3 protein-coding genes are annotated in these 6,529 nt (G+C 75.1%); 2 read left to right on the top strand and 1 reads right to left on the bottom strand.

All coding sequences use genetic code 11. The features are described from left to right. Positions 1 to 36: 36 nt before the first annotated feature. Positions 37 to 1,386, bottom strand: a complete 1,350-nt coding sequence (locus ACWEQL_RS27160) for a phytase (protein ID WP_452152940.1) — start codon at positions 1,384 to 1,386, stop codon at positions 37 to 39. A gap of 428 nt (positions 1,387 to 1,814) precedes the next feature. Between ACWEQL_RS27160 and ACWEQL_RS27155 the strand changes: the two genes are divergently transcribed. Further along, complete coding sequence (locus tag ACWEQL_RS27155; protein ID WP_452152939.1) at positions 1,815 to 2,315, top strand: hypothetical protein; 501 nt, start codon at positions 1,815 to 1,817, stop codon at positions 2,313 to 2,315. Beyond that, positions 2,312 to 6,379, top strand: a complete 4,068-nt coding sequence (locus tag ACWEQL_RS27150) for a hypothetical protein (protein ID WP_452152938.1) — start codon at positions 2,312 to 2,314, stop codon at positions 6,377 to 6,379. The genes ACWEQL_RS27155 and ACWEQL_RS27150 overlap by 4 nt, the downstream gene beginning before the upstream one ends. The last annotated feature ends 150 nt before the right edge of the window (positions 6,380 to 6,529 follow it).

Here is a 6,529-nt window from a genome sequence, read left to right as displayed (position 1 = left end):
GCCCGGCCCCGTGGGTCGGGCCGGGGCTTCGCGCCGTCAGAGGTCCGCGGCGTCCTCGACCTTCTTCCAGTCGACGAACTTGAAGTCGGTGTTGGTCCGCGCCTCGCCGCCGCCGTCGGTGACGGCCGGGGTGTTGTGGCCGTCCTGGACCACGAGCAGACCGTGCGGGAACCTCCGGCCGAGCGGAGCGCTGGTCACGGCGGCGCCGTCACACTCCTCGGAGCCGTCCGGGGACCCCGCGCCCGAGCCCGCGCCGATGCGGAAGGTGCGCACGAAGTCGTTGTCGTCGTCCCGCTCGAACAGCGCGAAGGTGTTGTCCCCCTGGCTGGAGACGAGCAGGTAGCCGTCGTCCTCCGGGTCCTTCGGGTCGCGCCAGATGGTCAGGCCCTCGACGTCGGCGCTGATGTGCTTGCCGCCGTAGCCGGGGTCGGCGCCCTGGACGCACTCCTCGGTCGCGGGGTCGTACACCGCAGGCCGCCCGTAGGAACGGACCTTTTCGATCAGCTCGACCTCGTCGTCGTCGGTGGCGTCGACGTCCAGGTCGGCGTCGAGCTTCCAGATGCCGACGTCCTCCTGCCCGACGTACAGCGTCCCGTTGTCGGCGTCCACCACCATGCCCTCGACCTGGGGGAGTTCGCCGGGCTCGGCGCACGGGGTCCACCGCGAGCCGTCGGGCAGCTCGAAGGAGGAGGGGAGCGCGATCGTGCGGACCACCCGGTAGCCGATCCGTCCGCCGGAGGTCGCGGTGAGCTCGGCGAGCGCCAGCTCGGTGCCGTGGCGGCGGCTGGTGACGGCGTAGGAGCGGCCGCTCTTGCGGTCGGTCCAGGCCGCCAGGCCGTAGGCGGTGCGCTGGTCGTTGACCTCGTCCTGGTTCGCGGAGAACACCAGGGGAGCCCGGGCCTCATCGGTCACGTCCGTCAGCGGAGCGGCCGCGCCGGCGCCGTCGATGCGGTAGATCCGGATGCGGTCGCTGCCGCGGTCGGAGACCACGGCCACGTCGTGGCGCCTGCCGTCGGGGAAGCGCAGGCCGCTCACCAGGTCGACGTTGTTGAACCGGCCCGGCTTGTCGCCCGGACGCGGGCCGGCGGGTGCGGCCAGCGACTGGACCTGACGGCCGTCCAGGTCGTAGACCCGCAGGCCGCCCTGCTTGGCGGTGGCGATGACCAGGCTGCGGTCCGGGTCGGCGGCGTCGCGCCAGATCGCGGGGTCGTCGGCGTTGGCGTCCCCGCCCTCCTCGTCGTCGAAGAGCGGGGGTGTCTCGACCGTCGCCGTCACGACGGGGATCTCGTCGGCGCGGTCGTGCGCCCCGGCCGGCGTGACGCCCAGGCCCAGGGCGGCGACGGTCGCGACGGCGAGTACAGAGGTGCGGTGCGGGAGCTTGCGCACGTGGTCTCCTGTTGGTCGGGCTGACCTGTCCTGCCCCCTCCGCGGGGGCGGAGGGGCGCGCCGGAGGGCGTGCCCCGTCCGGCAGGGACATTCCATGGCGCCCACCGGTCCCCGAGGTGACGGGCACGCGGCGGGAGGACGACCGGGAGACGAAACCCGTATACCGTATACGGGAAATGCCCAGGTCGGGGGGCCGCGTTACCCGTTGACCGTTCGGGTGTCCCCGGACCGAACGGCCGCGCGCGTGGGCCCGTCGCGGGTCGCCGAGTGAGGTCCCGGGCCGCGAGCGGCGCGCGTTCCTCGTCCGGGTGCCCGGCTCGCGCGGCCGGTGCCGCCGAAGTCGTGCAACTGAGGCTCCCCGCAACGGGATCGGTGGCAGCATGGAAGCCGGAAGGACGGATACGGTGGATCGGCGGAACGGCGGGGGAATGCTGGCGGAATCACTGGTGGCGCTGGCCACCGCGGGATCGACCGCACTGGTCGGGGCGATGGCCACGGATGCCTGGCAGGCCACCCGCACCGGTGTGCTGCGGCTCTTCGGCCGTGCAAGCGCCGGTGCGCCGGACGCCACGCCACCGGACACCGCACCGGGGGAGGACGGGCCGGAGCCCGTGCCCGCCGCGGACGGCCGGATCGCGCTCCTCGCGGCGCAGTTGGACGGCGACGCCGCCCTGGTGGCCCGCGCCGACGACGCGGCGGCGGCGCGGCGCGGACTGCTGCCGGGCTGGCAGCTGCGACTGCAGGAACTGCTGCGGGAACACCCTGAGCTGGCCGGCGAGTTGAACGAGCTCACCGAGCAGGTGCGCCGTTCGCTTCCCGAGGGCGAACAGCGCTGGGTGATGCACGTGGTCGCCCACGACCGCTCGCAGGTGTTCGCCGCGCAGGGCGGCAACGTGATCGTCCATCAGGAGCCCGGCGGGCGCGCTTGAACTCCCGGCAGTCCCAGCACGTCACCGCCGCCGGCGGGTTCGCGTACGGGGTGATCGGCGCCGACATCCACGTCTTCGGGGACGGCACGCCGCTGTACGTGCTGGAGCGGTGGCGGCCGTCGCCCCGGCTCGACGACGACTGGCTGCGCGAGCAGCCCAGCCGGATGCTCAACGCCCGCTTCGCCGTGGTCGGGTTCACCGGTCGCGAGCAGGAACTGCGGGAACTGCGGGAATGGTGCACCCCGGGACCGCGCCGGGCCGCCCGGTGGCTGCACGGCCCCGGCGGGCAGGGCAAGACGCGGCTGGCGCACGAGCTCGCCGCCCGGATGACGGAGCTCGGGTGGACGGTGGCCACCGCGACCGAGGGCCCGGGCGGCGTCCTTCCGCCGCCCGGCAGCCAGGACCTGCGCCCGGACGGCACCGCCGGGCTGCTCCTCCTGGTCGACTACGCCGACCGGTGGCCGCTGTCCTCGCTGACCTGGCTGTTCAGCAACGCGCTGCTGCACCGCGCCGATCCACCCGTACGGATCCTGCTGATCGCCCGCGGCACGGACGTCTGGCCCGCGCTGCGGGCCTCGCTGGCGAACGAACAGGTCTCGGTCTCGCAGCAACCGCTGCCGCCGCTCGGCGCGGACGGGCCCGGGCGCGCCGGGTCCGCCGACAGTGCCACCGCGGACCCCGAGGGCCGTCACACCATGTACCGGGCCGCCCTCGACGGCTTCGCCGCCCGGTACGGGGTCCCGCCGCCGCGCACCGGCCCGGCGGCCGACCTGGACCACCCCGAGTTCGGGTTGGTGCTGGCCGTGCACATGGCCGCCCTGGTCGCCGTGGACGCGCACGCCACCGGCCGTACCCCGCCGACGCCCGTCCGCAAGGTCGCCCGCGCTTCCCCGGCCGCCTCCGGCGACGCGTTCGACCCGGCCGCCGAACCCGCCCTGCCGGGCACCGCCGGACTGGCCCTCTACCTGCTGGACCGGGAACAGCTCAACTGGGCACGCCTGCACCGGGAGCGGCGCCACGGCCGGATCACCACCCCGCCCGCCGTGATGAACCGGGCCGTCTTCGCCGCCGCCCTCGGCGGCCCCCGGTCCCCCGACTCCGGGACCGCGCTGGTCGACGAGCTGCGCCTGGGACACCCCTCCGCCGAGGTCCTCGCCGACCACGCGGTCTGCTACCCGCCACCCGATCCCGCGCGCGCCGTCGTCCTCGAACCGCTCTACCCCGACCGGCTCGCCGAGGACTTCGTCGCCCTGACCCTGCCGGGTCACCGCGCCGCGTACCCGGCGCAGCGCTGGGCCCCGGAGACCGCCGCCGTGACCGCCCACCACGACGACCGGCCCGCCCGGGCCGTCACCACGCTCGCCGCGGCCGCCGAACGCTGGCCGCACGTCGGCCCGCGGTGCCTGTTCCCGCTGCTGGACGAGGATCCGGGCCTGGCCGTGGCCGCCGGTGCGCCCGCGCTGCTGGCGATCGCCGAACTGCCCACCATCGCCGATGAGTTGCTGGGGGAGGTGCTCGACCGTGTGCCCCACCCGACCCCTCCCGACCTCGTGGTGGCCGCGGCCGTCCTGCGGATCCGCCTGCTGGAGCTCCGGCTCGACGTGGCCGACGGCCCGGGAGCGATGGCGGGCGTGCTGGTCAACCACGGCAACGACCTCGGCCTGCTCGGCCGCCACGAGGAGGCGGTGCGCGCCGTGCTGCGGGCGGTCCACGCCTTCGAAGGCCTGGCGGAGGATCGGCCGGAGATCTACGAGGCCGACGTCGGGAAGTCCCTGACGAACTATGCCAGCCGGCTGACGGAGATCGGGCGCCACGCCGAGGCCGCGGCCGTCCAGGAACGGGTGGTGGGGATCTTCCGCCGCCTCCACGGGCGGGACCGGCAGCGGTACGACCTCGACCTGGCGACCGCCCTGGCCAACCTCGCCACACACCTGGATCGCACCGGGCGGTGGACCGAGGCGTACCGGGCCAACCAGGAGGCGATCGAGCAGTACCGCCGACGGGAGGCCGACGACCCGCTCTTCCGGGCCGGCCTCGCCGTCGCCCTGACCAACGCCGCGGTCCTGACCGTACGGAGCGGCGCCGTCGCTGACGCCGACACCGACGTCATCGCCGGGCGGACCGCGTCCGGTGCCGGGGCGGACGTCCCGATCGCCACGCCCGGTGACGTCCCGGCCGCCACGCCCGGTGACGGCACCGCGACGGCCTTCGAGGCCGTCCGGGTGTGGCGCGAACTGGCCGACACCGACCCCGTGGGCCACCGGCCCGACCTCGCCATCGCCCTGCTCAACCTCCGCACCCAACTCGCCCACGCCGGACGCCACGAGGAGGCCGTCGCCGCCATCACGGAGTCCGTCGAGCTCTACCACCGGCTCGCCGGCGACAACCCCCTGACGTACCGCAAGCCCCTCGCTCTCGCGCTCGGCCTGCGCCGGGAGAGCCTCACGGCCGTCGGACTCCACGACGAGGCCCTGGAGGCCGGCGCGGAGTCCGTCGGGCTCTGGAGACAGCTCGCCGCCGGCAACCCCGCCGAGCACGAGATGGGCCTGGTCGGCGCCCTGCACGGGCAGAACGACGCCCTGCGGGCCGCCGGACGGCCACAGGACCCCGAAGCCCGTGCGCGCTCCCCGAAGGTCCGCCTCGACGACCGGGTGCTGCGGCCCGGCACCACGGTCGAGGTGTCGGGCTGGGGCCGCGCCACCGAGGCGCCGGTCACCCGCGACAGCCTGCTCCGCGTGGCCGAACAGCTCGCCCTCCGACAGGACTGGCCGCTCTACTGGGAGGCCGTCTGCCGTTGCCCGCTGACCGACGCCGCCCGGCTCGCCCGCCGCATCCCGGTGCGCCGCTGGCACCCCGCGGACGCGGTCGACCGTGCGCTGCTGGAGGCCCTCCGCTCCCTCCCCGCCCGCCGCACCGCCGCCCTGGTCGCCGGTGCCGCCGAAGGCGCGACCACCCGGCTCCCGCCCGAGCTGGACCTCTTCAACGAGGACTACGTCTCCTTCGCCCACGCCCACGACGCCCTGGCGGTCGCCACGATCACCGACGACCACCGGGAGACCGTCGAGACCCTCGATCTGCGCACCGGCATCCTGACCACCCTGTACACGGGCCCGGCCGACCACAGGTCGATCACCTGCGTCGACGCCTCGACCGTCATCGCCACCAGGGCACCCGACCACGGTGGTGACCGGGCGTTCGAACTCGTCCGCCACACCGACCAGGGCACCACGACCCTCGCGCGAGGGGTCGCGGTGGCCGGTGCCACGGTCGCCACGACGCTCTTCGGCTACGTGGCCGGCCTGCACTTCTCCCCGTCCGCCCTGGTCGACCAGAACCTCGGCTCGGCGTCCTCGGACGCCCTCCGGCAGGTCGGCCTCAGCGCCTGGGGACTGTCCAACGGCCACCTGATCGCCGTGGACCCCGACGGGGTCCGGCTGGTGCTCTGCGACGGTCACGTCCTGGTCGCCACCGACGTGCTCCTCGGGAGCGCACTGGCCGTCGGCGGACCGGTGCAGCCCGACGCGGTCATCGACCTGGCCTTCGTCGGCCACGACCGCCTGCTCACCTCCGGCCAGGAGGGCGGGCTGACCCTCTGGCAGCTCGACGGCCCCCGCATGCGGCCCCTCGTCGAACGGGACACCCCGCGCATGCGGCACCTGTTCGCCGTGCCGGAGTGGGACGTCGTCGGCGGCAAGGCTCCCGGCGAGGGACGCGTCCACTTCCTCGACCCGGACTCCCTCACCCCGCGGCCGGCCCCGCCCGCCCTCACGGGCACCGAGCACCTCAACCTCCTCATCGCCTCCCCCGACGGCCGCTACGTCGCCTACGCGGGACAACTGGCGGTCGGCGAGCCCTTCCGGCGCCGCGACTTCGACTGGCACAGCCGCGTGCACGACCTCGACCACGCCGGCGCGGTCCTCCAGCGGCCCCTGACCGGCCTGCGCCTCGCCGCGACCATGAACCTCCGCAGCGCGGTCCTGGAGGCACGCCGCACCGGCAACTCCCAGCTGCACGAACTGTTCACCCTCGCCCTCGCCCTCGCGGAGCGTTCCTCGGGCGGCTGACCCCGGGGCACGACCGGGTCGGCTCTGCGACCGCAGGTGGACGGACCCGCCGGGTGAACAGGTGCGCCCGGTGGAGGGGTTCTCCGTCCATGCGGCATCCGTCGCGTTGTCGGGCCCGGAGCCGGGTGGCGGACGGGGTGGGGCCCGGGC

It is taken from the genome of Kitasatospora sp. NPDC004240 (assembly GCF_053603215.1).
The sequence above is the reverse complement of the archived record's forward strand: the minus strand, read 5'-3'. Positions and strand labels throughout refer to the sequence as shown.

Bases quoted from the DNA above. Each gene is read 5' to 3' on its own strand.
- ACWEQL_RS27155 (WP_452152939.1), top strand. From the start codon at position 1,815: ATGCTGGCGGAATCACTGGTGGCGCTGGCCACCGCGGGATCGACCGCA.